Source organism: Bifidobacterium platyrrhinorum, assembly GCF_010667645.1.
Taxonomy (GTDB): Bacteria; Actinomycetota; Actinomycetes; order Actinomycetales; family Bifidobacteriaceae; genus Bifidobacterium; species Bifidobacterium platyrrhinorum.
In genome coordinates this window covers 360,704-384,153 of sequence record NZ_WHZV01000001.1, presented here as the reverse complement: position 1 = coordinate 384,153, position 23,450 = coordinate 360,704, and the positions used below count along the sequence as shown (strand labels likewise).

General features: G+C 65.9%; 15 protein-coding genes. 4 read left to right on the top strand and 11 right to left on the bottom strand.

Annotated features, from left to right (window positions below; translation table 11 throughout):
• The first annotated feature begins 23 nt into the window (after window positions 1–23).
• Window positions 24–2,471 carry a protein kinase domain-containing protein gene (locus tag GFD21_RS01480; protein ID WP_163196139.1) on the top strand — a complete coding sequence of 816 codons (2,448 nt, stop codon included), beginning with the start codon at window positions 24–26 and terminating at the stop codon, window positions 2,469–2,471.
• Window positions 2,472–2,595: 124 nt separating this feature from the next.
• Here GFD21_RS01480 and GFD21_RS01475 read toward each other — a convergent pair whose 3' ends face one another.
• On the bottom strand, window positions 2,596–3,309 hold the full coding sequence (locus GFD21_RS01475) for a lysophospholipid acyltransferase family protein (RefSeq protein ID WP_163196138.1): 714 nt from the start codon (window positions 3,307–3,309) through the stop codon (window positions 2,596–2,598).
• Between the two features lie 51 nt (window positions 3,310–3,360).
• Here GFD21_RS01475 and GFD21_RS01470 point away from each other — a divergent pair, with 51 nt between their 5' ends.
• Window positions 3,361–3,999, top strand: coding sequence for a hypothetical protein (locus GFD21_RS01470; RefSeq protein ID WP_163196137.1), 639 nt, complete (start codon window positions 3,361–3,363; stop codon window positions 3,997–3,999).
• A gap of 123 nt (window positions 4,000–4,122) precedes the next feature.
• On the opposite strand, the gene gndA is transcribed toward GFD21_RS01470, so the two are convergent.
• The 6 genes from gndA to GFD21_RS01440 all read right to left on the bottom strand — a co-directional run bounded on the left by gndA (window position 4,123) and on the right by GFD21_RS01440 (window position 11,085).
• Window positions 4,123–5,577, bottom strand: coding sequence for an NADP-dependent phosphogluconate dehydrogenase (gene gndA / locus GFD21_RS01465; RefSeq protein ID WP_163196136.1), 1,455 nt, complete (start codon window positions 5,575–5,577; stop codon window positions 4,123–4,125).
• Between the two features lie 170 nt (window positions 5,578–5,747).
• The gene (locus GFD21_RS01460; RefSeq protein WP_225431523.1) at window positions 5,748–6,284 is read right to left on the bottom strand and encodes a gluconokinase; all 537 of its coding nucleotides are present in this window, start codon (window positions 6,282–6,284) and stop codon (window positions 5,748–5,750) included.
• Between the two features lie 8 nt (window positions 6,285–6,292).
• Window positions 6,293–7,540, bottom strand: a complete 1,248-nt coding sequence (manD, locus tag GFD21_RS01455) for a D-mannonate dehydratase ManD (RefSeq protein WP_163196135.1) — start codon at window positions 7,538–7,540, stop codon at window positions 6,293–6,295.
• Window positions 7,541–7,669: 129 nt separating this feature from the next.
• On the bottom strand, window positions 7,670–9,082 hold the full coding sequence (locus GFD21_RS01450) for a mannitol dehydrogenase family protein (protein WP_163196134.1): 1,413 nt from the start codon (window positions 9,080–9,082) through the stop codon (window positions 7,670–7,672).
• A gap of 68 nt (window positions 9,083–9,150) precedes the next feature.
• Window positions 9,151–10,563 (bottom strand): glucuronate isomerase, encoded by a 1,413-nt coding sequence (uxaC, locus tag GFD21_RS01445; RefSeq protein ID WP_163196133.1) that lies wholly within the window; start codon window positions 10,561–10,563, stop codon window positions 9,151–9,153.
• Window positions 10,564–10,650: 87 nt separating this feature from the next.
• Window positions 10,651–11,085: an HIT family protein gene (locus GFD21_RS01440; protein ID WP_163196132.1), complete on the bottom strand. Its 435-nt coding sequence runs from the start codon at window positions 11,083–11,085 to the stop codon at window positions 10,651–10,653.
• Window positions 11,086–11,288: 203 nt separating this feature from the next.
• Here GFD21_RS01440 and GFD21_RS01435 point away from each other — a divergent pair, with 203 nt between their 5' ends.
• Complete coding sequence (locus tag GFD21_RS01435; RefSeq protein ID WP_163196131.1) at window positions 11,289–12,335, top strand: LacI family DNA-binding transcriptional regulator; 1,047 nt, start codon at window positions 11,289–11,291, stop codon at window positions 12,333–12,335.
• A 121-nt stretch (window positions 12,336–12,456) separates the two neighbouring features.
• Here GFD21_RS01435 and GFD21_RS01430 read toward each other — a convergent pair whose 3' ends face one another.
• The gene (locus GFD21_RS01430) at window positions 12,457–13,962 is read right to left on the bottom strand and encodes an MFS transporter (protein WP_318643711.1); all 1,506 of its coding nucleotides are present in this window, start codon (window positions 13,960–13,962) and stop codon (window positions 12,457–12,459) included.
• 93 nt (window positions 13,963–14,055) lie between these two features.
• Window positions 14,056–15,354, bottom strand: a complete 1,299-nt coding sequence (locus GFD21_RS01425) for an MFS transporter (protein WP_163196130.1) — start codon at window positions 15,352–15,354, stop codon at window positions 14,056–14,058.
• A gap of 444 nt (window positions 15,355–15,798) precedes the next feature.
• Here GFD21_RS01425 and GFD21_RS01420 point away from each other — a divergent pair, with 444 nt between their 5' ends.
• Window positions 15,799–18,999 carry a family 78 glycoside hydrolase catalytic domain gene (locus GFD21_RS01420; RefSeq protein WP_163196129.1) on the top strand — a complete coding sequence of 1,067 codons (3,201 nt, stop codon included), beginning with the start codon at window positions 15,799–15,801 and terminating at the stop codon, window positions 18,997–18,999.
• A gap of 240 nt (window positions 19,000–19,239) precedes the next feature.
• On the opposite strand, the gene trpD is transcribed toward GFD21_RS01420, so the two are convergent.
• Window positions 19,240–20,286, bottom strand: a complete 1,047-nt coding sequence (gene trpD, locus GFD21_RS01415) for an anthranilate phosphoribosyltransferase (RefSeq protein WP_163196128.1) — start codon at window positions 20,284–20,286, stop codon at window positions 19,240–19,242.
• A gap of 230 nt (window positions 20,287–20,516) precedes the next feature.
• Window positions 20,517–23,426: a preprotein translocase subunit SecA gene (gene secA / locus GFD21_RS01410; RefSeq protein WP_163196127.1), complete on the bottom strand. Its 2,910-nt coding sequence runs from the start codon at window positions 23,424–23,426 to the stop codon at window positions 20,517–20,519.
• Between the last annotated feature and the right edge of the window lie 24 nt (window positions 23,427–23,450).

Here is a 23,450-nt window from a genome sequence, read left to right as displayed (position 1 = left end):
CAAGGATGCAGACGATTACCGCTATGAGTGAAGCCGCAAACGCCCCCGAAGGCCAGCTGATCGAAGGCCGTTACCGTATCGTGCGCCGCATCGCGCAGGGGGGCATGGCGACGGTGTACGAGGCCCAGGACGAGAGGCTCGGCCGCATGGTGGCCATCAAGGTGATGCACACGCAGCTGGCGCAGGGGCCGCACCGCGACCAGTTCATCGAACGGTTCCGCCGCGAGGCCCGGTCCGCGGCGCGCATCGCCAACCCGCATATCGTGCAGGTGTACGACACGGGCGAGTTCAACGGCCTCGCCTATCTGGTGATGGAATACGTGCACGGCGTGAACCTGCGCCACGAGATGAACCAGCAGGGCACGTTCACGGTGCGCGAGACGCTGCGCATCGTGTCGGAGACGCTCGACGGGCTGTCCTCCGCCCACCAGGTGAACGTGGTGCACCGCGACATCAAGCCCGAGAACATCATGCTCAACGACCGCGGCCGCGTGCAGATCACCGATTTCGGTCTGGCGAAGGCCACCTCGCAGGCGACGCTCTCCTCCACCGGCATGCTGCTGGGCACGGCCGCCTATCTGCCGCCGGAGACCATCGAACGCAACGAGGCCACCCCACAGGGCGACCTGTACGCGGTGGGCATCATGGCATGGGAGATGCTCGCCGGGGAGGTCCCGTTCATCTCCGACAACCCGGTCACGCTCGTCTTCAAGCACGTGCATGAGGACGTGCCGTCCGTGGCGGTGCCCTGCCCCGGCATCGACCCGTCCGTGGCAAGGTTCATCGCGCACCTGACGGCGCGCTCCATCGACGCGCGCCCCGCGGACGCCACGGCGGCCCTGTCCGAACTGCGCGAGGTGATGCGCGGGCTGTCGGTGCAGGCGTGGCAGTACCGCAAACCCGACGAGCACCCGGACGACGAGACGGAGGGCGAGACCACGCTTCCCGGCTCCGGGCGCAACCTGATGCCGCCCATCGGCGCGCGTCTCGCCGGCGCGGGGCTGCCGCCGGCGCCCCCGGCCGATGCCGCGCCCGCCACCGTTGCCGATGCGTCGGGCGTCGCGGGCATGACCGCCGGATCCCCCGTCGCCGCGCCCGCCGGCCCGCAGACCTCCCCCACGACGCCGCCGGCGCCCCCGTCCTCCATCCAGCCGACGACCGCCATGTCCACCGCGGCGACGCAGGTGATGCGACCGGCCCCCGAACCGGCGGCGACGCAGGCCCTGGATCTGCTCGCCTTCGCGGACGACGCCGCGCCCGCGCGCACTACGTCGTCCCTGCCGGGTACGACGTCGATGCCCATGGCGGACCAGCCGACGCAGACGATGCCCGCGACGCAGGGCACGACGGGGGTGGGTCGTCCACCCTCGACGCCCGCCGCGGGCGGCGGCGTCGAGGGGACGGCCTTGCCGACCGCCTCTCCCGGCTCCCCCGTCTCCGCGACGACCGGCAAGGCGACTCCTTCGGGCAAATCCCGCAAGGGCCGTCGCGCCCTGATCATCGCGCTGGTGACGGTGCTGGTGCTCGCCCTCGCCGGCGGCGGTGGCGGCGCATGGTGGTACTACCTCGGTCCGGGCAGCTACTGGGAGCTGCCGAAGCCGGACGACGTGACCTGCGAGGAGGGACGGGCCTGCACGCTCGAAGGGGCCGTCTGGAAGTCGTACGAAAGCACGCTCAAGGTGACGGGCATCCCGTACAAGACGTCGACCGCGTACAGCGACACCGTCGAGAAGGGACGCATCATCCTCGCGACGCTGGACCGGCAGGACGCCGAAGTGAACGCCCACGTGAGCAAACGCCACACCCCCACCCTGAGGGTGGTCGTCTCCCGCGGAGTGAAGATGGCGACGATTCCGAAGGACATCCTCGACCCGAACTCCGCGGACGGCAAGGCGCCGCTCGACGCGCTCAAAAACGCCGGTTTCACGAACGTGAAGCACGACGAGTCCCAGGACGTGTATTCGGAGACGCTGCCCGAGGGCGCGGCGCTGACCATCACGCCCGACCCGGGCACGACGCTCAAGCACAACGCCGAGATCACCGTGGCCCTGTCGAAGGGCCCGATGCCGGTGACGATGCCCGACATCGTGGGGCGCACGAAGGACGAGGCCGCCCAGGCCATGGACGACCTCAAGCTCAAGGCGAACTGGAGCGAGGAATACAGCGACACCGTGGAGTCCGGCAAGGTGATCTCCTCGTCCGTGGCGAAGGACACGCAGCTGCACTGGGGCGATTCGGTGGACGTCGTCGTCTCCAAGGGCCCCGAGATGGTGACCGTGCCGGACGTGCGCGGCAAGACGTACGAGGAGGCGTCCAAGACGTTGCAGGCGCTGGGCCTGCAGGTCAAGAAGTCGGCGCCGCTCGGCGACGTCACGCACACGGTGCGTCTGCAGAGCCCCGATCCGGGACAGCAGGTGAGGGTGCGCGACGCCAACGGCAACAAGACCGTCATCACCCTCACCGTGGTGTGAGCCGGCGCGCCGAGACGGGTTCCGGGTTCCGATTCACCGGAACAGACGAACATGGGCTCCTCCCGTTTTCAGGAGGAGCCCATGTTCGTCTGTTCCGGTCGACCCGATAGGAGGGCCCGACCGGCTAGGCCTCGGCGGATCCGGAGGCTTCGGCCTCCTTCTTCGCCTTGAGTTCGGCCTTGATCTTCTGCGCGTATTCGGGCACGTACTCCTGGCCGCTGAGCTTCTGGATCTCGGCGGTCAGATGGTCGGTCAGGGAGCGCAGATCGTCGTGCGTGATCTCGTCGGCGGGCTTGCGCTCCACGTGGATGGGCTTGCCGTAGATCACCTGGGTTCTGCCCTTCTTCGGGATGGACGTGCCGATGGGCTGGAGCTTGTCGGAGCCGATGAGCGCGGTCGGCACGATCGGGCAGCCGGTCTCGAGCGCGAGGCGCGCCACGCCGGTATGCCCCTTGTACAGGCGGCCGTCGGGGCTGCGCGTGCCCTCGATGTGGATGCCGAACAGGTGGCCGTCCTCGATGATCTCACGCGCGTGCTCGAGCGCGCCGAGCGACTTGTTGCCGCCGGAACGGTCGACGGGGAACACGCCCACGGACGTGAACCACCACTTCTTGAACTTGCCCTTGACGCCCTTGCCTTCGAAGTATTCGGCCTTGCCCATGAAATGCACCATGCGCGGGCAGGTGATCGGGATGAGGGCGTCGTCGATGACGGCCAGATGGTTCGCGGCGATGATGGCACCGCCCTTGCGCGGGATGTTCTCCAATCCCTTGGCCGTGGGGCCAAGACGGTGGCGCGCGATGGGACCGAACACTTTGACGAAGAACCAGTAGAGCACTTGGCGTTTCCCTCCCCGCACGAACATCTGCGGCAGATTAAAGTGGTATGTATGACTGACCTCAACAATACCAACGCGGACGACGAGCGCACAAACCCCACGCCGAATGACGACGCGGCCGCTGGCGCGTCCTCCCGCGGCCGTTCCGGCGATCCGGCGAAGAAGGCGGATCTCGGCAACCTCGACGAGGCATGGGCGGCGTTCGAAGCGGAGCACCGGGACGAGCTCGACGCCGTGGCGTCCTCACGCAACGCGAAGCGTTTCCAAAAGCATGCCGAACGCAAGGAGAAGGAGACGCTGCTGCACGTGAGCGACCTCGATCCGAACGCGTTCTCCCGCACCGGTCCCAGCCATGGGCCGCGCGATTTCACCGGTTCCAGCTGGCTGGACACGGACGCCGTGATGGATTCCCATGACGACGGCGGATTCACTCCCCCGAACCCCGAGATCGGACCGATGCGTCATTCGACCGTCGTGTGCTGGATCCTGCTGGCCGTGGGCCTGCTGGGCATGATCGCCACCGTGCTCGTGCCGGCGTTCTCCGCGGTTCCCGTACTCGGATGGCTGTTGGGGTTCGTCTTCAACATATGCACCGTGCTGGGTCTCGGCGGTCTCATCGTGAAGGTGCTGAACCGCAGGCGGCAGACCGGCGACCGCGGCGGCTACTTCGACGACGGCGCCCGCGTGTGATCCGTAACGGATAAATCGGAGAAAACGTGTGTCCCCGGGCCCTCTTTGGGCCCGGGGACACACGTCAATGGAAGGAAAAACACAGCCTATGCGACGCCACAGGCTTGATGGTGAGCGGTGAGGTCACTCCTCAATCTCAGGCTTGCCCGGCTCGGCCCACAGCGTGTGGAACACGCCGGGCTTGTCGACACGGCCGTAGGTGTGCGCGCCGAACAGGTCGCGCTGGGACTGGGTCAGGGCGGTGGGCAGGCGCTTGGAACGCAGCCCGTCGTAGTACGCCAGCGAGCTGGAGAACACCGGGGTCGGGATGCCCGCCTCCACGGCCTTGACGATCACGCGACGCCACGCGTCCTGCGATTCGCCGATGATCCTCTCGAAGTACGGGTCGAACAGCAGCGAGGCCGGCGGGTTGTCGCCCTTGAACGCCTCGGTGATGCGGTCGAGCAGGAACTGGGCGCGGATGATGCAGCCGCCGCGCCAGATGCGCGCCACCTCGGACAGGTCGATGTCCCAACCGTACTCCTTCGCGCCGTCCTGGATCTCGTTCAACCCCTGCGCGTAGGCGACGACCTTCGAAGCGAACAGCGCACGGCGCACGTCCTCGACGAACGCGGCCTTCTCCTCGCCGCCCAGGTCGATGGTCCTGTCCGGGCCGGCCAGGTTCTCCCGCTGGGCCGCCTCGCGCAGCTCGCCGTGCGAGGAGAGCGCGCGGGCGAACACGGCCTCGCCGATCGAGGCGACCGGGGAACCGAACTCCAGACCGGTCTGCACCGTCCACGTGCCCGTGCCCTTCATGCCCGCGTGGTCGACGACCACGTCCACGAACGGCTTGCCGGTGGCCGCGTCCCTGTGGTGCAGCACCTCGGCGGTGATCTCGATCAGGTAGGAGTCGAGGTCGCCCTTGTCCCACTCGTCGAACACGCCGGCGATCTCCTCGGCCGTCATGCCCAGGCCACGGCGCAGGATGTCGTACGCCTCGCCGATCACCTGCATGTCCGCGTACTCGATGCCGTTGTGCACCATCTTCACGAAATGGCCGGCGCCATCGGTGCCGATATGCGTCACGCACGGCTCGCCGTTCACCTTCGCCGCGATCGACTCGAGGATCGGCCCCAACGTCTTCCAGGATTCCGCGGTGCCGCCGGGCATCAGGCTCGGGCCGTTCAACGCGCCCTCCTCGCCGCCGGACACGCCGCAGCCCACGAAATGGAAGCCCTTGGCGCGCACCTCCTTCTCACGACGGATCGTGTCCTTGAAGAACGAGTTGCCGCCGTCGACGATGATGTCGCCCGGCTCGAACACCTCCTCGAGCTGTTCGATGACCGCGTCGGTCGGACCGCCGGCCTTGACCATGATGATCGCGGTGCGCGGACGCTTCAGCGACGCGGCGAACTCCTCCAACGTCCTGGCCGGAACGAACGCGCCCTCCGTGCCATGCTCCTCCATGAGCTTCTCGGTACGCGAGTAATGGCGGTTGAACAACGCCACCGTATTGCCGTGATGCGCGAGATTACGGGCCAGGTTCGAACCCATCGCCGCAAGTCCGATAACACCGATGTTTGCCGTAGGCTCAGTCATTATTGCTCTTTCCTTCGAATGTTCTGAATGCCGTATACAAGACGTATACATGAAACGTATATGAGGTGATGACGCGGAACGAGGTCCGCACCGTCGAGAGAGGTCGAAACCCCGATATGCATGATGGGTGGCGGGTATCGGAGGATATCCGCCACCCATCATGCGGTGGATCACTCGGCGTTGATGCCGAGCCCCTCGAGCAGCCTATGCGCCAGCTCGTCCACTTCGCCCTTGTTGACCATACGCAGTCCGTGTTCGTCCGCTTCAAGCGGCTCAAGCGTATCCAATTGGGATTTCAGCAACGACAGCGGCATGAAGTGCTCGCGGCTCGCCATGCGTTCGGCAAGGTCGGCTTCGTCGAGGTCGAGCTCGGCGAACAGCACATCGCCTTCGGCTTCGCGCAACACGTCGCGATAAGCCCGTTTGAGCGCGGAGCAGGTGACGATGGTCGAATACCCCTCATGCGCCTGTCCGGTCATCCAATCCCGCAGGGACCTCAGCCAAGGCCAGCGGTCCTCGTCGGTCAGCGGGTGCCCGGAAGCCATTTTCTCGATGTTTGCCTTGGGGTGGAAGTCGTCGGCTTCGGCGTAGGGCCAACCGAGGATCTTCACCAATTCCTCGGCCATGGTGGTCTTGCCGGTGCCGGCGACGCCCATGACGACGATATGGCGGATCGGCCCGGATTGTGGGGTGCCGGTGGTGGCCATGCGCCCGATCACCACTCGTGCATGGTGCCGTCGAGCAGACGGTCGACGGGCAGCGGGGCCGGCTGGTACTGGTACTTGGCGGCGAGCTTCTCGTCGAATTCGACACCGATGCCGGGCTTGTCGCCGGGGTGCAGATAGCCGTCGTTGAAGGTGTAGGAGGTGTGGAACACCTCGAGCGTCTCGTCGGAGTGCTTCATGTACTCCTGGATGCCGAAGTTCGGGATGGCGAGATCCAGGTGGAGGTTCGCGGCCATGCCGACCGGGGAGACGTCGGTCGGGCCGTGGAAGCCGGACTTGACGCCGAAGAGCTCGGCGAAGGCCATGAGCTTCTTCATGTGGGTGAGACCGCCCGTGTGGGTGACGGCGGAACGCACGTAGTCGATGAGCTGCTCCTCGATCAGCGTGATGTAGTCGGACCAGGAGTTGATGATCTCGCCGATGGCGATCGGCGTGGTGGTGTGCTCGCGCACGATGCGCAGGAACTGCTGGTTTTCCTCGGCCGGAGTGGTGTCCTCCATCCAGAAGAGGTCGTACGGTTCGAGGAGCTTGCCGAAGCGGGCGGCCTCGATCGGGCGCAGACGGTGGTGGGAATCGTGCAGCAGGATGAGGTCCTTGCCGTACTTGTTGCGCACTTCCTCGAACACGCCGGGCAGCGTGTTGAGGTAGGTGCGGGCGTCCCACACCTCCTCGACCGGCACGGTGGTGCGGCGGGCGGGCTCGTAGTCGTAGCGCACGCCCTTCTCGCCCTCGCCCTTCTGTGCGTTGGCGGAGCCGGCGACGCCGTAGGTGGAGGGGATGCCGGGCAGCGCGTACTGCACGCGGGTCGCCTTGAAGCCGAGGTCGCGGTACATGTCGATGCTGTCGAACAGGCTGGGCAGGTCCACGCCGGAGGCGTGGGCGTAGGTGAGGATGCCCTTGCGGGAGGCTCCGCCGAGCAGCTTGTAGACCGGCATGCCGGCCTTCTTGCCCTTGATGTCCCACAGGGCGACGTCGACGGCGGAGATGGCGGCCATGGTCACCGGTCCGCGCTTCCAGTAGGCGCCCTTGTACAGGTACTGCCAGATGTCCTCGATGTTGTCCTCGTCCTTGCCGATGAGCGAGGGGGCGATCGTCTTGAGATATTCGGCGGCGACGAGCTCGCGGCCGTTGAGGGTCGCGTCGCCGAGACCGGTCACGCCGTCGGTGGTCGTGATCTTGAGGACGACGAAGTTGCGTCCCGGGCTGGTGACGAAGACTTCAGCCTTTTCGATTGCCATGGTGGTTGTTTCCTTTCTTGGATTCGGCGCGGGTCTTTCCACGTCCGAGGTGTTGTTGGTTGTTGGTTGGATGGGTACGTTGCTGGTTGTGATGGCGCTCCGGCCCGGACGAACCGGATGAACCGGACGTCAGTCCGTTGCGGACCCGGCGGCCGCGGCGGCCGCGGAGACGGCTTCGATCTGGACGTCGACCGCATTCACGAAGCGTTCGTCGGCGGCGAGATCCTTGTCGAGGTAGGCGACCACGTCGCGCGTCGCATGCTCGCCGTGCGCGTCGGCGAGCGTCTTGACCGTGGCGAGGTCGACATCCTTGGCGCCGTCGTCGCCGAACCGGCGCAGGAACAGGATCCATGCGGCGATGGCGCGGGCGGCCGGGCAGAAGGAGTTGCCGTCGGCCAGGGCGCGCTTGGCGGCAGGAACGATGCGCACGGGGATCTTCTGGGATCCGTCGGCGGCGATCTGCATGAGGTGATGGTGGATGCGCGGGTTGGAGAACCGTTCGAGCAGTTTCTCGCGGTATTCGTCCGCGGGGATGGACAGGTAGCTGCCCGCCAGGCCCCACCATTCATTGACCCATTCGCGCAGGGTCGGGTCCTGGATCGCCTCGGCCACGGATTCGTAGCCGAACAGGGGGCCGACGTAGGCGAGCGTGGTGTGCGATCCGTTGAGCATCCACAGCTTGCGCCGCTCGTAGGGGGCGACGTCGTCGGTGATGGTGGCGCCGGCCTCGTCCCAAGCGGGGCGTCCCTTCGGGAAGTCGCCGGCGATCACCCATTCAAGGAACGGTTCGGTGCGCACGGGGGCGGCGTCGTACCATCCCTCCTGCTCGGCGACGGTCTCGCGGTCGTCGTCGGTGGTGGCGGGCGTGATGCGGTCCACCATGGACGATGCCCAGGCGACATGGTCGTTCGCCCAGTCCAGCAGGGTCGGATCCACGGCTTCGATGGCCTGTTCGACGACGCGGCGGAAGGCCTGGCCGTTGCCGGGGAGGTTGTCGCACGGCAGGATGGTGATCGCGCCGGCGTCCGCGGCGCGGCGGGCGAGCAGTCCGGAGACGATCTTCGCGGGAATCGTGTTCAGCGTCTCCACGTTCGGGTCGTCGGCGAGCGCCTTGAGGTCGGCGGCGACGAGCTCGTTGGCGGTGTCCAGATCGCCGTTGTGGTCGCGCATGTAGCCGGCTTCGGTCACGGTGGAGGTGACGATGGCAATGCTCGGGTCGGCGAAGCGGTGGCGCAGGGCGGCCACGTCGCCTCCCGCGTGGACGGAGGACAGCGAGGAGATGACTTCGAACGAGTCGCCTTCGGGTGCCGAGGTGATGAGCGTGTACACGTCTCCCTGCGGGTCGAGGTTGTCGACCATGCGGCGGCTGCGTCCGGTGAACGCGGCGATGCCCCATTCGTCGGCGTCCGGCGCGTGTTCGGTGTACCACGCCTGGTGGGCGCGGGTGAAGTTGCCGACGCCCAGATGGATGATGCGTTCGGGGGCGGCCGGACGACCGTGTTCGGCGCGGGTCAGACGCGGTTTCGCGGTGAAATCGGTCATGGTTCCTTTCCTTTGCTGCTTGTATTGCGATTGGTGGTGAGGTTGCGTTGGACGCGGTGTCCGTCGCGTCAGTCGAGTTTGAACACCTTGCGCGGCTGGTCGCGCACGGCAGCGCGCACGATGTCGCGTCCTTCGTCGAGGCTCAGGCGGTGGTCGGCGACGAGGCCGGCGACGAAGCGCGCGGTCAGGCGGCGGTTCATGTCGTGGCGGGACGGGATGGAGCACAGGGCGCGCGTGTCGTCGATGAATCCGGACAGTTTGGTGAAGCCGGCGGCGACCACCGTGGATTGGAAGTAGTGCAGGATCGGTTCCGGGGCGTCGATGAACCACCAAGGGGCTCCGACGTACAACGCCGGGTAGAAGCCGGCGAGGGGGCCGAGGGAACGCGAGTATTCGGTCTCGTCCATCGTGAACGCCACGAAGTGGAAGCCCGGGTTGTTCCCGTATTCGTTGAGCAGCGGCCGCAGGCCGGCGGCGAAGTCCACCCTGTCGGGGATGTCGGCACCGGTGTCGGGACCGTATTCGACGAAGTTGCGGTGGTCGTAGTTGCGGTACACGGCCGGGTGGATGGTCATGACCAGGCCGTCGTCCTGGGCAAGCCGCGCCTGATCGTTGACGAAGTGGCGGCGCAGACGGGTGGCGTCGTCCGGGTCGATGGATCCCTTGAGCGCCTTGGCGTAGAGCGTGCGCGCCTCCTCCTCAGTGAGCCGCGCGGTGCCGGCGTCGGCGTGGGAGTGGTCGGAGGCGACGGCGCCATGCTCCTTGAAGTAGAGGCGGCGGCGGCGCATCGCCTCGTAGAACCCTTCGTACGTGGAGGTGTCCACATCGGCGGCGGCGCCCAGCGCGGCGGCCAGTTCCGGCCAATCGGCACGAGCCGCTTCGAGGTATTTGTCGGGGCGGAAGCAGGGGGCCACGCGGGCCGGGAAGTCCTCGTCGGCGTTGACCTTGTCGTGGAGGGCGAGGTCGTCGACCGGATCGTCGGTGGTGGAGATGAACTCGATGTTGAAGCGCTTGGCGAGTTCGCGCGTGGTGAATTCATCGGAGGCGAGCAGTTCGGCGAGTTCGTCGTAGATGCGGTCTGCGGTGTCCGGACCGAACTTCTCGTCGATGCCGAACACGCGCTGCAGCGCATCCTCGAACCAGTAGCGCATCGGGGTGCCGGCGAAGGCGTTCCAGTGTTCGCCGAGCAGGAGGAACGCCTTCCTGGCTTCGTCGTCCGTGTAGTCGGTGCGGTTGACGCCGAGCGCGGACAGCGGCACGCCCTGCGAGTGCAGCACGCGGGTCACGTAGTGGTCGGGCGTGATGAACAGGCTGGTGGGGTTGTCGAAATGCAGGTCCTGCGCGAACCATGACACCGGCACGTGGCCGTGGGGCGAGATGATCGGCAGGTCGCGGACCTCCTCGTAGAGATCCTTGGCGATGCCTTCGATGTCGTGGTTCCCGGAAAGCAGACGTCCGTCGTCCAGAATGAACTTCTTCATTGTTTCCATGCCTTTGATTATGGGCTTCACCGTCCGTCGGGAGGCGGTGTTGCCATGCGTTGCCGTTGTTGCCGTCCGTTGCCGTCTTTAGAGTCTCGCCGCGATGGCTTCGGCCATGAGACGGTATTCGGATTCCGCCAGGTACACACGCCGCGGGTTCATCCGGAACACGCTCCCCCATTCGAAATCGTCGTCCGCGTACTTGGGAACCAAATGGAAGTGGAGATGGTGGCCGCCGTCGCCGTAGGCGCCGTAGTTGATCTTGTCCGGCCGGAAGATGTCGTGCAGGACGCGCGCCACATGGTTCACGTCGGCGATGAACGCGTTCCTCTCCTCGTCGTCGAGGTCGACGATTTCGGATACGTGGTGCTTCGAGGCGACGATGACGCGTCCCCTGTGGCTCTGCTCCTTGAACAGCACGACCTTGGACGCGGGCAGTTCGGCGATCCTGATGCCGAACGCGTCGAGAGCCTCCCCCTCGTCGCAATACGCGCATGCGTCAGGAGTCTTCTGGTTGGCCATGATTCCTCCTTGAAATCGTTCGGGCCGTTGGTTGATGCCTTCCATGGAACGCCTTCCGAGGCACTCGCGCCGCCCGTTGCCGTCGTTTGCCAAGACCGGAGGCAGGACGGTCGGCACGGCGATAGAATCGTCCTCGTAGACGACACCGGGGCCGGCCGTTCCGGTGCCCGCAGCGACCGACCCACCCGGAAAGGAAGATCGTCATGGATGGCGAGCGGAAGACGAGCAGCGGCAAGGTGACCATCAGGGACGTCGCGCGTGCGGCCGGGGTCAACCCTTCCACCGTCTCCCGTGCATTCGCCCGCCCCGGCCGTGTGAACGTGGATACGGCGAAGCGGATCTTCGCCGTCGCCGACGAACTCGGCTACCGGTCCGAAACGGTGCACTCGTATCCGGTCTCCGGCGACGGGCGGCATCTCAACGGGCTGATCGCGTTCGTCGTGGCCGATCTCGCCAACCCGATATACGCCGAACTGGTCAAAAGCGCGCAGCATCAGTGCCTGCGCAAGGGTTTCGGCCTTCTGGTCATCGATTCGGAGGAGAGCGGCGCCCTGGAGCAGAACGCACTGCGACAGACCAACGTGCATATCGACGGCATCATCCTCGCCTCGTCACGGCTGTCCGATTCCGCCGTGCGCAAGATGGCGGAGACGAAACCCGTCGTCACCATCAACCGTTCGGTGCGCGGCGTGCAGTCGGTGATCGCCGACACGCATGAGGGCATCGCCCAGGCAGTGCGACATCTGGACGAGCTGGGGCACGCGTCGATCACGTATCTGTCCGGCCCCGCGGCCTCATGGCAGGACGGCGTCCGCTGGAGGGCGCTCACCGCGGCATGCGAGGCGCGCCACATCCGCCTGCGCCGCATCATGTGCCCCAATCCCACGTTCTCCGGCGGATACCGTTGCTATGACACGTACGCCAAGAACCCCACCACGGCGGTCATCGGATACAACGACCTCGAGGCGATCGGCTTCATCGCCGCGTTGAAGGCGCATCAGGTAGCCGTCCCCCAGCAGGTCTCGGTGATCGGCATCGACGACACCCCCATCAGTGCGCTGACCACGCCGGCCCTGACCACCATCCGGATGCCCCGCCGGCAGATGGGCGAAGCCGCCGTCCAGGAGCTTATCTCGCGCCTTCTGCACACCGCGCACGACCACACGATGGTGCCGATCCGCTTCGAGACGACACTGGTGAACCGCACCAGCACCGCCGAGGCCGATCGGCTCACGGCCTACGCGTCGTGATGCCGGCAGGCGTGCACCATTCGCGCGGACGTGCCCTCAGACGATGGTCCCCTCCCCCACGCAGGCGGGAAAGGGGACCATCGTGTTCGCATGAATACGCGGACGGATGCGTGACGGATCGTCAGCGTTCGACGGGCCACGCCTCGTCGTACGGGGTGCCGCTGAGCTGTTCGACGATCGTGCGGGTCCTCGCGTCGGCGTCGGCCTTGCTGCCGCCGTTCTTGAGGCGTTCGAGCTCGTTGCGCACGATCTCGTGGTTCGCGGGATTGACCTTGAACGTCAGCGCGACGAGCAGGGCGAGCATGATCAGCGTGCCGGTGAACAGCATGAGCACCAGCGCGATGGCCATCCGCACGCCCGGGGTCTGGGTCTGCGCGCCGTGCACGAATCCGGAGCGGTCGAGAATCCAGCCGGTGGCGATGGAGGCGACGGCCACGGTGGTCTTGCGGCAGAAGGTCATGACCGCGGCGAACTCGCCGGCGCGATTGCGTCCGGTCACCAGCTCGTCGATGTCCGGGATGAACGGGAACACGTTCCATGGCGTGAATTCGAGCGTGGCGCGTCCGATCTGGTAGAGCAGCGAGACGACGAACAGCCATGCGATCAGATGCGAGGGTTTGAAAACGAACAGGCAGAAGTAGGCGACCAGCATGACGAGCATGAGCCCGTATCCGGACACGTACAGGAACTTCGGACCGCGCTTGATCATGAGATAGCCGGCGACGAACGTCACCGGCAGTCCGACGATGGACAGCGACAGCATGTTCGCCGCGACCGTGGCCGTAAGCCCGAGACAGAACGTGCAGAAGTAGGCGAACACCGTGTTGAACGTGTCCTTGCCCGTGAACGACAGCAGGTAGATCGCCAGATGCTTGCGGAAGCTGCGGTTCTTCAGCGTGGTCGCATACTCCTTGACGATCTCCAGCGGGGAGACCTTCTCCTCGGTGACCTTCGACTCCTGGCGCAGGACCTCCTCGACCGGCAGCTCCCACGTGGTCATCGTCGTCACGAAGAAGCACACGAAGAAGATGACGGCGAAGATGGCGCCGTTGATGAGGAACGGGATCGGGGAGTCCTGGCCGAGGATGCGGAACAGCTGGCCGGGGATGAACGTGGCGAGGAACGTGGCGCCGGCGGAGATGAACATGCGGGAGCCGGAGAGCTTCGTGCGTTCCGTGTAGTCCTTGGTCATCTCGGTGGGCAGCGTCTCGTACGGGATCATGATGGCGCTGGAAATCACCTCGAAGGCCATGTAGGTGGCCAGATAATACCAGAAGTCCATGCCGCCGATCCACAGGGTCACGTAGCTCAGCAGCAGCGGGGAACCGATCAGCATGAAGAAGTGCCGGCGGCCGAAGCGCCTGCCGAGCCGCGTCTTGTGGAAGTGGTCGGTCAGCGAGCCCATCATCAGCGTGGTGAACGCGTCCACCACGCGCGAGACGCCGACGATGAGTCCGCCCTGGGTGGCGGTCAGGCCGCAGTACTGCGTGTAGAAGAACATCATCCACGCGCCGATGATCGTCATCGATCCGCCGCCGACGAAATCGGTGATGCCGTAGCAGATGCCCCTGCCGAGGGTGATTCTGCGGGGTCGGTAGAACCGGCTCACCTTCTTGTTGTCAGACACGTCAGTCTCCTCCTTTGGATCGTGTGTCCATACGGTCGGGGCGTGCGCCCATCATACGGCGATGCGCGCACGCCCCTGCGTCGTCACCGCGGCTCAGTTCTCCGTGAGCACGGCGCTGCGGGATTTCTCGGTGTTGATCATGACCACGCCTGCGAGGAACGACACCAGGATGATGCCGAAGAAGCCCCACGCGGTGACGCCGATGTTCTCCGGCGCGACGAGCGTCGGGGTGACGATGGCGAACAGGGCGCAGCAGATTCGGGAGAAGCCGTTGAGGAAGCCCTGGATGGAGGCGCGGACCTGGGACGGGAAGGCGTTCTGGGTCCACAGCTTGTACATCGCCTCGCCCGCGAAGGAGTTGAAGATGTTGAACAGCGCGAGGCCGGCGACGATGAACCACAGGGAGCCGTTGCCCATGCCGATGCCGATGGCCATGACGGCCATGGCGACGACCTGCATGGCGCCGCCGAGGAAGAACAGCGGCTTGCGCAGATGGCTTGCGGAGATGCCGGTGAACACGGCCGACATGATGGTGGCGACGGTGAGCAGGACCAGGCCGATGCCGGTGGCGAAGGTCTGGCGGTGCGCCTCGTCCGGGATGTTCACGGCCAGCAGGTAGGTCTGGAACTGGCCCCACGTGTTGGCCAGCAGGTTCCATGCGACATAGTAGACGCCGATGCCGATGAAGGAGAACAGGAAGACCTTGCTGTTCTTGCCGAACAGGACGGAGCTCACGCTCACCTTGACGGTTTCGCTCTCGCCTTCCGCCTTGGCGGAGGCGAGTTCACGGGCCGCGGCCTCGGCGTGGATCTCGGCCAGGGACTTGCTGAACGTGCGCCACAGTGCGGAGATCAGGGCGATGACCGTCAGGAAGACGAAGACCACGCGCGCGGAGACGATACCCGTGGTGGACAGGAAGAACGTCACCAGATAGGAGATGAACTGGCCGAAGTGCCAGTAGATCTGGTGGCTGGAGACCAGTTTGTTCGAGATGCCCTCGTTCGGAGCGTCGGTGGACATGATGGACAGCGACACCGGCAGTTCGGTGCCGGAGGTCAGGCCCAGGATGGCGGCCGCGACGAGCAGCGACGGGTAGTTCGGGGTGAACGCCATGATCAGGGTGCCGATGGCGTAGATGAAGTTCACGTAGTTGTATACGCGCACACGTCCGATGGCGTCGGCGATGCGGCCGCCGAACAGCGAACCGAAGCCGATGCAGAACGTCATCACGCTGGACACCACGCCCACCTGCACCGGGCTCAATCCCAGATAATCCTTGATGACGGTGATGGTGGCGCTCAGACCGACGATGCAGCCGGAGCCCAGGATGCCGCCCAGACCGCTGGCGATCTGCAGCCCCTTGTACTTACCGAGTTTCGTGGATTCGCTCATGCGAATGCTCTCCTTGCCTGTTTGTTGTCCTGGCACGCGACCTTGCGACTGATCGGCGATAGAATCCTCGTCGAAAGCCCATGTCGATGATGTCGTCCAAACCATCCACGCAGATGGGTTGAATTGCCCTTCAGTCTAAGGTCGCGCCGTTGGACCGGCAAACCGCCATGGTCCGCTTCCCCCTCTCCGGGCCGTGGCGGACGCGTCGCCGGCACCACAGGAACCCAACGGGGAGAACGCTTCCAAACACACATTGCCGATGTTCGCTTGGATGGGGCAAACTTTGGCAACGGCCGGACGGGCCCACGCTCGACCGGGCCGGAGGGAACGGAATGGACGGCAATGACGGCAACGGCAAATCTTGGCAATCACGGCGGTCCACGACGTTCGCCGGCATAATGGGGACCACGCATCCATATGGCATCAAGCGGCAAAGGAGCTTCCATGAATGTAGCAATCAGACCGACTTCGGGCACGCCGACGTTCCAGGCGGCGTCCAACGATGAAGGCGACGGTCTGTACCGCCCGCACGAACTGTTGACCGCGCTGCGCGACGAGCCGATCGGCATCGCACAGACGCGTCCGCGCCTGTGGTGGCAGGTGCCGGTCGTCCCCGGCGTGGGCGGTGACCAGCTGTCCTACCAGATCCAGCTGTCCCGCTCCCCCGAGGGGTTCGCCGACGGGGCGCCGATCCAGAGCACGCCCGAGATCAGGTCGTCGCAGAGCACCGCCGTGCCGTGGCCGTTCGAACGGCTCACCTCCCGCCAGATCGCCTTCTGGCGCGTACGCGTGCGCATCGGCCGACCGGGCGGCGATTCCGTGCTCACCGGCTGGAGCGAACCGGCCAAAGTCGTCGTCGGGCCATTGGGACCGCGCGACTGGGACGGCGCCACCGGCATCTGGACCGAAGGCGGTGCCTACGTGCGACCGGCCGATCCGGGCCCGGCGCTCTGCATGAACGGCACCTTCTCCGCCCGGTTCAAGGTGACCGGCAAATCCGCCGGCGTGTTCTTCCGCATCTCCGTGGACTGCCAGGACGGCTACCTGTGGCGTTTCTACGCCGACGAACGCAAACTGGCCAAGGTGCATATGCGCAACGGCCATGAGAATCCGATCGCAACGGTCGATCTGCCCGACGGCATCGATCTGCACGACTACGTGGACCTGTCGATCAACGTCGACGGTAACCACGCGGGCACGTTCATCAACGACATCCCCGTCGATTCGGATGACGACATCGCCTTCGATGGACCATCCTACGGGTTCAAGACGGTCGCCGGCGAATCCCTCGCCGTGAAGAACGCGACGATCGTCCCCCTCAACGAGACCGAGCCGGTGTTCCAGGCCTCGTATGACGACGATTCCGTGGTGCCGCCGTACGCGCACGTGGCCGACGGTGCCATGGCCATCGACGAAAACGCGTTCGGGCTGCTGGGCGACGTGCTTCCCGGCGACTACTGGGCGTTGCTCCGCCACGACTTCGACCTGCCCGACGGACAAATCACCGGCGCATACCTGTACGCCACCGGCCGTTCCCCGTTCGGCGCGCGCCAGCACGTGTACCGCGTGTGGGTGAACGACGCATACGCGGGCCAGGGACCGACGCGCGACATCGGCCGACGCGCCTACGAGACCCACGACGTAACACCGCTGCTCAGGGCCGGCGCGACCAACACCATCGCCTTCCAGGCATGGACGCAGACCGGCGGACGCGTGCAGGCCCTGCTCGACGTGCACTACGCCGACGGTCACGTCGAAACGATCGTCACAGGTCCCGAATGGCAGGGGCGTCCGGGGCTCGACTGGTTGCCCTGGTCCGGCGACATGAACGTGAAGGTCAACTATTTCGTGGCACCGCGCGAGGATATCGACGCACGCCACGAGCCGCTCGGCTGGAAGGCCCCGCATTACGCGGGCGTCGACTTCCACCCGGTCGCACTTCGCGGCGTGATCGACAACCTGCATGCCGACGACTCCGCCGGCATCGGCCGTATCGAATACCATCCCACGGCCATCACGAAGCTCGGCCCAGGACGTTGGCTGTTCGACGCGGGCGTGGAACGCGTCTACTCGGTGCGCGCCGATCTCGTCGTGCCGCGCAGCCTGTCCGGCACCGAACTGACACTGCGCATGGGCGAGGAGCTCAACGAGAACGGATCGGCGAGATACGAACTGCGCAGCGGCATCCGCTACGAGGACACCTGGACGCTGCGCGAAGGCGCCCAGACCCTGGAGCACTGGGGGTACCGCTGCTTCCGCTATCTGGAGATCGATACCGTCGAGGACCTCGACCTGTCCGACGCGATCACCTTCCTCAACGACGTGGTGCCCGAACCTGCGCAGGTCGGTTCGTTCGAATCGTCCGACGACGTGCTCGACGAGGTGTGGAGGCTGTGCGCCAACAGCATGATCGAGAACCGCAACGACCTTTACATGGACACTCCGACGCGCGAACGCATGCCGTACGAGGGCGATCTGCTCACCCGCGGACGCGGCGAGGTCGTGTACTCGCACTCCTACGATCTGCTGCGCAAGACCTGCCGCTATATCGTGCGCATCCCCGGCAAGTTCACCGAATACAAGTTCATGCCGATCCAGATGGCATACGAGGAGTACCTGGAGACCGGCGACGCCGACGCGCTTGCCGAGGACTGGGCCCTGTACGAGCGCGAGCAGGGACTGCGCTGGCTGAACAAGGACGGTCTCATCGAAAAGGACCGCAAGACCCCGCTCAACGACGACATCATCGACTGGCCGCAGCCGAAGGAGATCGACGGGTTCGAGTTCACCCGCGTGAACACCGTCGTCAACGCGTGGCAGTATGCGGCGCTCGACTACCTGTCGAAGGCCGCGGAGGTGTCCGGGCGCCATGACGACGCCCGCAGCTTCCGTCGGCTGGCCGAACGCATGCGCGATTCGATGAACCGCCAGATATTCGACGAACGGCTCGGCGCCTATCACGACGGCCGTGACACCGACCATACGGCCACCCATTCGACCATGTACTCCGCGGCGCTCGGCGTGCCGGAGGAGAACCAGATGAAGCGCATCGGCGAATGGCTGGTCTCGGATGGACGCCTCGACTGGGTGCCGGTCAGCTGCAACGCCGTGGCGTGGTTCCTTGAAGCCCTGTACCGCACCGGCCAGGACCAGGCCGCGCTCGAGATCATGCGCTCGCACAGCGAAACCTCCTGGTGGTCGATGATCCACCGTTGGGGCGCCACGCAGACGATGGAGGCGTGGAGCCCGGACATCAAGCCGAACACCACGTTCTCCCACCCGTGGGGCGCCAGCCCCATCGTGGCGATCGCGCGCTGGCTGCTCGGTGTGAAACTCGTCGAAGCCGGGGCCTCGGAGATTCTCGTCGAACCGCATCCCGCCGATCTCAGGCACGCCAAGGGCGACGTCATCACCGTGCGCGGCCCGGTGTCCGTGGACATCGAGCAGGTCGAGGACCGCACCTCGTTGAAGGTGACGATGCCGGGCAATACGAGCGGCATACTGCGCTGGCCGCTCAGGGGAGCCAAGCTCGCCGACGTGACCGTCTCCTACCCCGATGGCGGCGACGGATCGACCGCCAAGAAGAAGGGGGACGTGCTTGAGGTGCCGTTGACCGCCGGCACGACGTCCGTCATCGTTCGGTGACGTCCCACCCTATGGCCATGTGACTTACCACGGCCCGAATCCTTTGCCCCATGCCCCTCCGCTCCTCGTCAGGCGGAGGGGTTTCCACATTCCGGCCGTTTTCGCACAAGCCTGCGACAGACGTGTTTTTTCGTACGTGAATCCAGGCTAAAACGCAAGAGAGTCGCGCGGAACGGATGTCCGCGCGACTCTCGTATGCGAAGCGGTGGCCCGGCGCATGAAGATCGCGCCGAGGGAGGCTCAGGCCTTGGCCTGGGCGGTGGCGATCCACTTGTCGAGCAGGGCCGCGGCCTTGCCGGAGTCCACGGTCTTCTCGGCGATCGCATACGCCTCGCGGAAGCGCTCGGCCAGCGTGCCGTCGGAGACCAGATGGCCGTCGGCGACGATGGCGGAGGCGGCGTTGAGCAGCGCGGTGGTGCGGGCGGGCACGTCCTTGCCGGCGAGGAAGTCGCGGAACGCCCGGGCGTTGATCTCGGGCTCGCCGCCCTTGAGTTCGGCGACGTCGATCTTCTCCAAGCCCAGTTCCACGGTCGGGTCGAATTCGGTTTCGGTGACCTTGCCGTCGCGGATCTCCCACACGGAGACCGGGCCGGTGGGCGCAAGCTCGTCAAGGCCCTCGTGGGAGGTGTACACCATGCCGGACTGGCCGTTGGCGGCGTACACGGCGGCCATGATCGGGCTCACCTCGCGCTTGGCGCAGCCGATGGCCACATGGGCGGGCTTGGCCGGGTTGGTCAGGGGTCCGAGCACGTTGAACACGCACGGGATGCCCAGCGCGGCGCGGATCGGGCCGACGAAGCGCATGGCCGGGTGGAAGGTGCGGGCGAACGCGAAGGTGATGCCCACCTCGTCGCCGATCTCCCCCACCGCTTCGGGGCTGAGTCCCAACGGCAGTCCAAGCGCCTCGAGCACGTCCGCGGCGCCGCACTTCGAGGAGGCGGCGCGGTTGCCGTGCTTGACGATCTTCACGCCGGCCGCCGCGGCCACGACGGAGCCCATCGTCGACAGGTTCACGGTGGCGAAGCCGTCGCCGCCGGTGCCGACGATGTCGGTGGTCTCGCCGGAGACATTCAGCGGCACCGCGTGCGACACCATGGCCTTGGCGGCGCCCGACACCTCCTCCGGGGTGAGTCCCAACTGCTGCTGCATGGCAAGGGCCGCCCCCACGGCGGCCGGTTCGGCATTGCCCTTCATCAGGTCATCGACGAACCATTCGGATTCCCCGGCGCTCAGATGGTCTCCCCCGACCAGCTTGGTGAGAATCGACTTCCATGTGATCTCGGCCATTGTCCCTCCTTGGCGCATACGGCGCCCGATTCATCAGTAACGCCGCTCATTGTAGTTGCCTTGGATTTCCTCTCGCCGGAACTTCCATATTGCAGAACCGTCCGGTATCGGACGGAAAACCCCGGGCGCGGCCGGCGTCGCTCCACGTACGCGAAAGGCTCCCCTCGATTCGGAGGGGAGCCTTTCGCGTCATTCAACCGTCGCGGCGCCGAAGGACCGTGGCGTCACGCTCACTTCTCGTTCTGGCCGTGGCACATCTTGTACTTGCGGCCCGAACCGCACGGGCACGGGGCGTTGCGGCCGGTGCCCGGGAAGGTGCGGCCGTCGGCCCACGGGGTCTTGAGCTCCTCGTTCTTCGGGCGCTTGTTGGCCGGGACCTTGCCTTCGGCGTGGCTGATCGGGGCGGGGCCGGAGATGGCGGACGTGGTCTCGCCGGCCTCGGACGCCTTCGCCGCCTCGGCGATGGCCTCCTTCTCGTCCTCGTCCTGCTCGGATTCCTCCTCGACCTCGCCTTCGGCGGCCTCGGTCTCGGATTCGCCGTCCTCGTCCGGGCCGGCGGCGCTGATGCCGAGCTCGGTTTCGGTGGCGTCCACGGCCGCGTCCTCGTCGGATTCGGTGGTGGTGTCCTCGGTGCGGGCGACCTGCTGGATGTCCACGTGGAAGAGCAGCTGGACGGACTCCTCCTTGATCGCCTCGATCATGGAGTTGTACATCTGGTAGCCCTCGCGCTGGTATTCGACCAGCGGATCGCGCTGGCCCATGCCGCGCAGGCCGATGCCGTCCTTGAGGTAGTCCATCTCGTACAGGTGCTCACGCCACTTGCGGTCGAGCACCGCGAGCACGACGCGGCGTTCGAGCTGGCGCAGGCCCTCCTCGCCGAGCAGGTCCTCGAATTCGGCGTACTTGGCCTTGGCGTCGGCGACGATCACGTCGCGCACCGCCTCGACGGCCTTCTCGCCCTTCTTGCCTTCGGCGGCCTTCCTGACCTCGTCGACGGTCACGTCGGTGGGGATGACGGTGTTGAGCGCCTTGAACAGGCCCTCCCAGTCCCAGTCCTTCGGCTTCTCGGAGCCGTTGTTGGCGCCCTTGACGTAGCTTTCGACGGTGTCGGAGATGAAGCGCAGGATGTCGTCGTGGATGTCTTCGCCCTTGAGCACCGCCTGGCGCTCGGCGTAGATGACGGTGCGCTGCTTGTTCATCACGTCGTCGTACTTGAGCACGTTCTTGCGGATCTCGAAGTTCTGCGACTCACGCGCCTTCTGCGCGGTGCGCACGCCCTTGGAGACGCTCTTGGCGTGGATCGGCTCGCCCTCCGGCATGCCCTTGGCCATGACGCGGGCCACGAGCTGCGTGTTGAACAGGCGCATGAGGTCGTCCTCGAGGGACAGGTAGAAGCGGGACTCGCCCGGATCGCCCTGACGGCCGGAACGGCCGCGCAGCTGGTTGTCGATGCGGCGGGACTCATGGCGTTCGGTGCCGAGCACGTACAGGCCGCCGAGCTTCTTGACCTCCTCGTGCTCGTCCTTGACCTGGGCCTTGACCTCGGCGAGGGTGCCCGGCCAGCGCTTCTCGTACTCCTCCGGGGTGTCCTCCGGGGAGTAGCCCTCGGACTTGAGCTTGGCGTCGGCGAGGAACTCGACGTTGCCGCCGAGCATGATGTCCGTACCACGGCCGGCCATGTTGGTGGCCACGGTCACGGCGCCCTTGCGGCCGGCGACCGCGACGACCGCGGCCTCCTTCTCGTGCTGCTTCGCGTTGAGCACCTGATGCGGGATCTTGGCCACGTCGAGCAGCGTGGAGACGACCTCCGAGCTTTCGACGGACGCGGTGCCGAGCAGCACCGGCTGGCCCTTGGCGTGGCGGGCGGCCACGTCCTTGACGATGGCGGCGAGCTTCTCCTTCTTGGTGCGGAAGATGAAGTCGTCCTGGTCCTTGCGGATCATCGGGCGGTTGGTCGGGATCGGCAGCACGCCCAGCTTGTAGGTGCTCATGAACTCGGCCGCCTCGGTCTCGGCGGTGCCGGTCATGCCCGCGAGCTTGTCGTACATGCGGAAGTAGTTCTGCAGGGTGATGGTCGCGAAGGTCTGGTTCTCGGCCTTGACCTCCACGCCCTCCTTGGCCTCGATGGCCTGGTGCAGGCCCTCGTTGTAGCGGCGGCCCGGCAGGATGCGGCCCGTGTGCTCGTCGACGATGAGCACCTCGCCGTGGGTGACCACGTAGTCGCGGTCGCGCAGGAACAGCTCCTTGGCCTTGATGGCGTTGTTGAGGTAGCCGATGAGCGCGGTGTTCGCCGGCTCGTACAGGTTGTCGATGCCGAGGAAGTCCTCGACCTTGGTGATGCCCGGGTCCTTGATGCCGACGACCTTCTTCTTCTCGTCGACCTCGTAGTCCTCGTCGCGGGTGAGCTTGAGGACCAGCTTGGCGAAGGTGCGGTACCAGCGGGTCACGTCGCCTTCGGCGGGGCCGGAGATGATGAGCGGCGTGCGGGCCTCGTCGATGAGGATGGAGTCGACCTCGTCGACGATGGCGTAGTGGTGGCCGCGCTGCACGAGCTCGCTCTTCTCCCAGGCCATGTTGTCGCGCAGGTAGTCGAAGCCGAACTCGTTGTTCGTGCCGTAGGTGATGTCGGCGTTGTACTGCTTGCGGCGCTCCGGCGGCTTCTGGTCGGTGATGATGCAGCCGACGTTCATGCCCAGGAAGCGGTAGATGCGGCCCATGAGCTCGCTCTGGTAGCTGGCGAGGTAGTCGTTGACGGTGACGACGTGCACGCCCTTGCCCTCGAGCGCGTTGAGGTAGCTCGGCAGGGTGGCGACCAGGGTCTTGCCTTCGCCGGTCTTCATCTCGGCGATGTTGCCCCAGTGCAGGGCCGCGCCGCCCATGAGCTGCACGTCGAAGTGGCGCTGGCCGAGGGTGCGCTTGGAGACCTCGCGCACGGTGGCGAACGCCTCGGGCATGATGTCGTCGAGCTTCCTGCCGTTGTCCAGCTGCTGCTTGAACTTCGGGGTCTGCGCCTTGAGCTCCTCGTCGGAAAGCGCCGAGATCTCGTCCTCGAGCGCGTTCACGGCCTTCGCCACGTTCTCGAGTCGCTTGATCTGTCGGCCTTCGCCCATGCGCAGGGCCTTGTCAACGATATCTACCACTGTTCGCTCCTGTGTCGTTCGTTC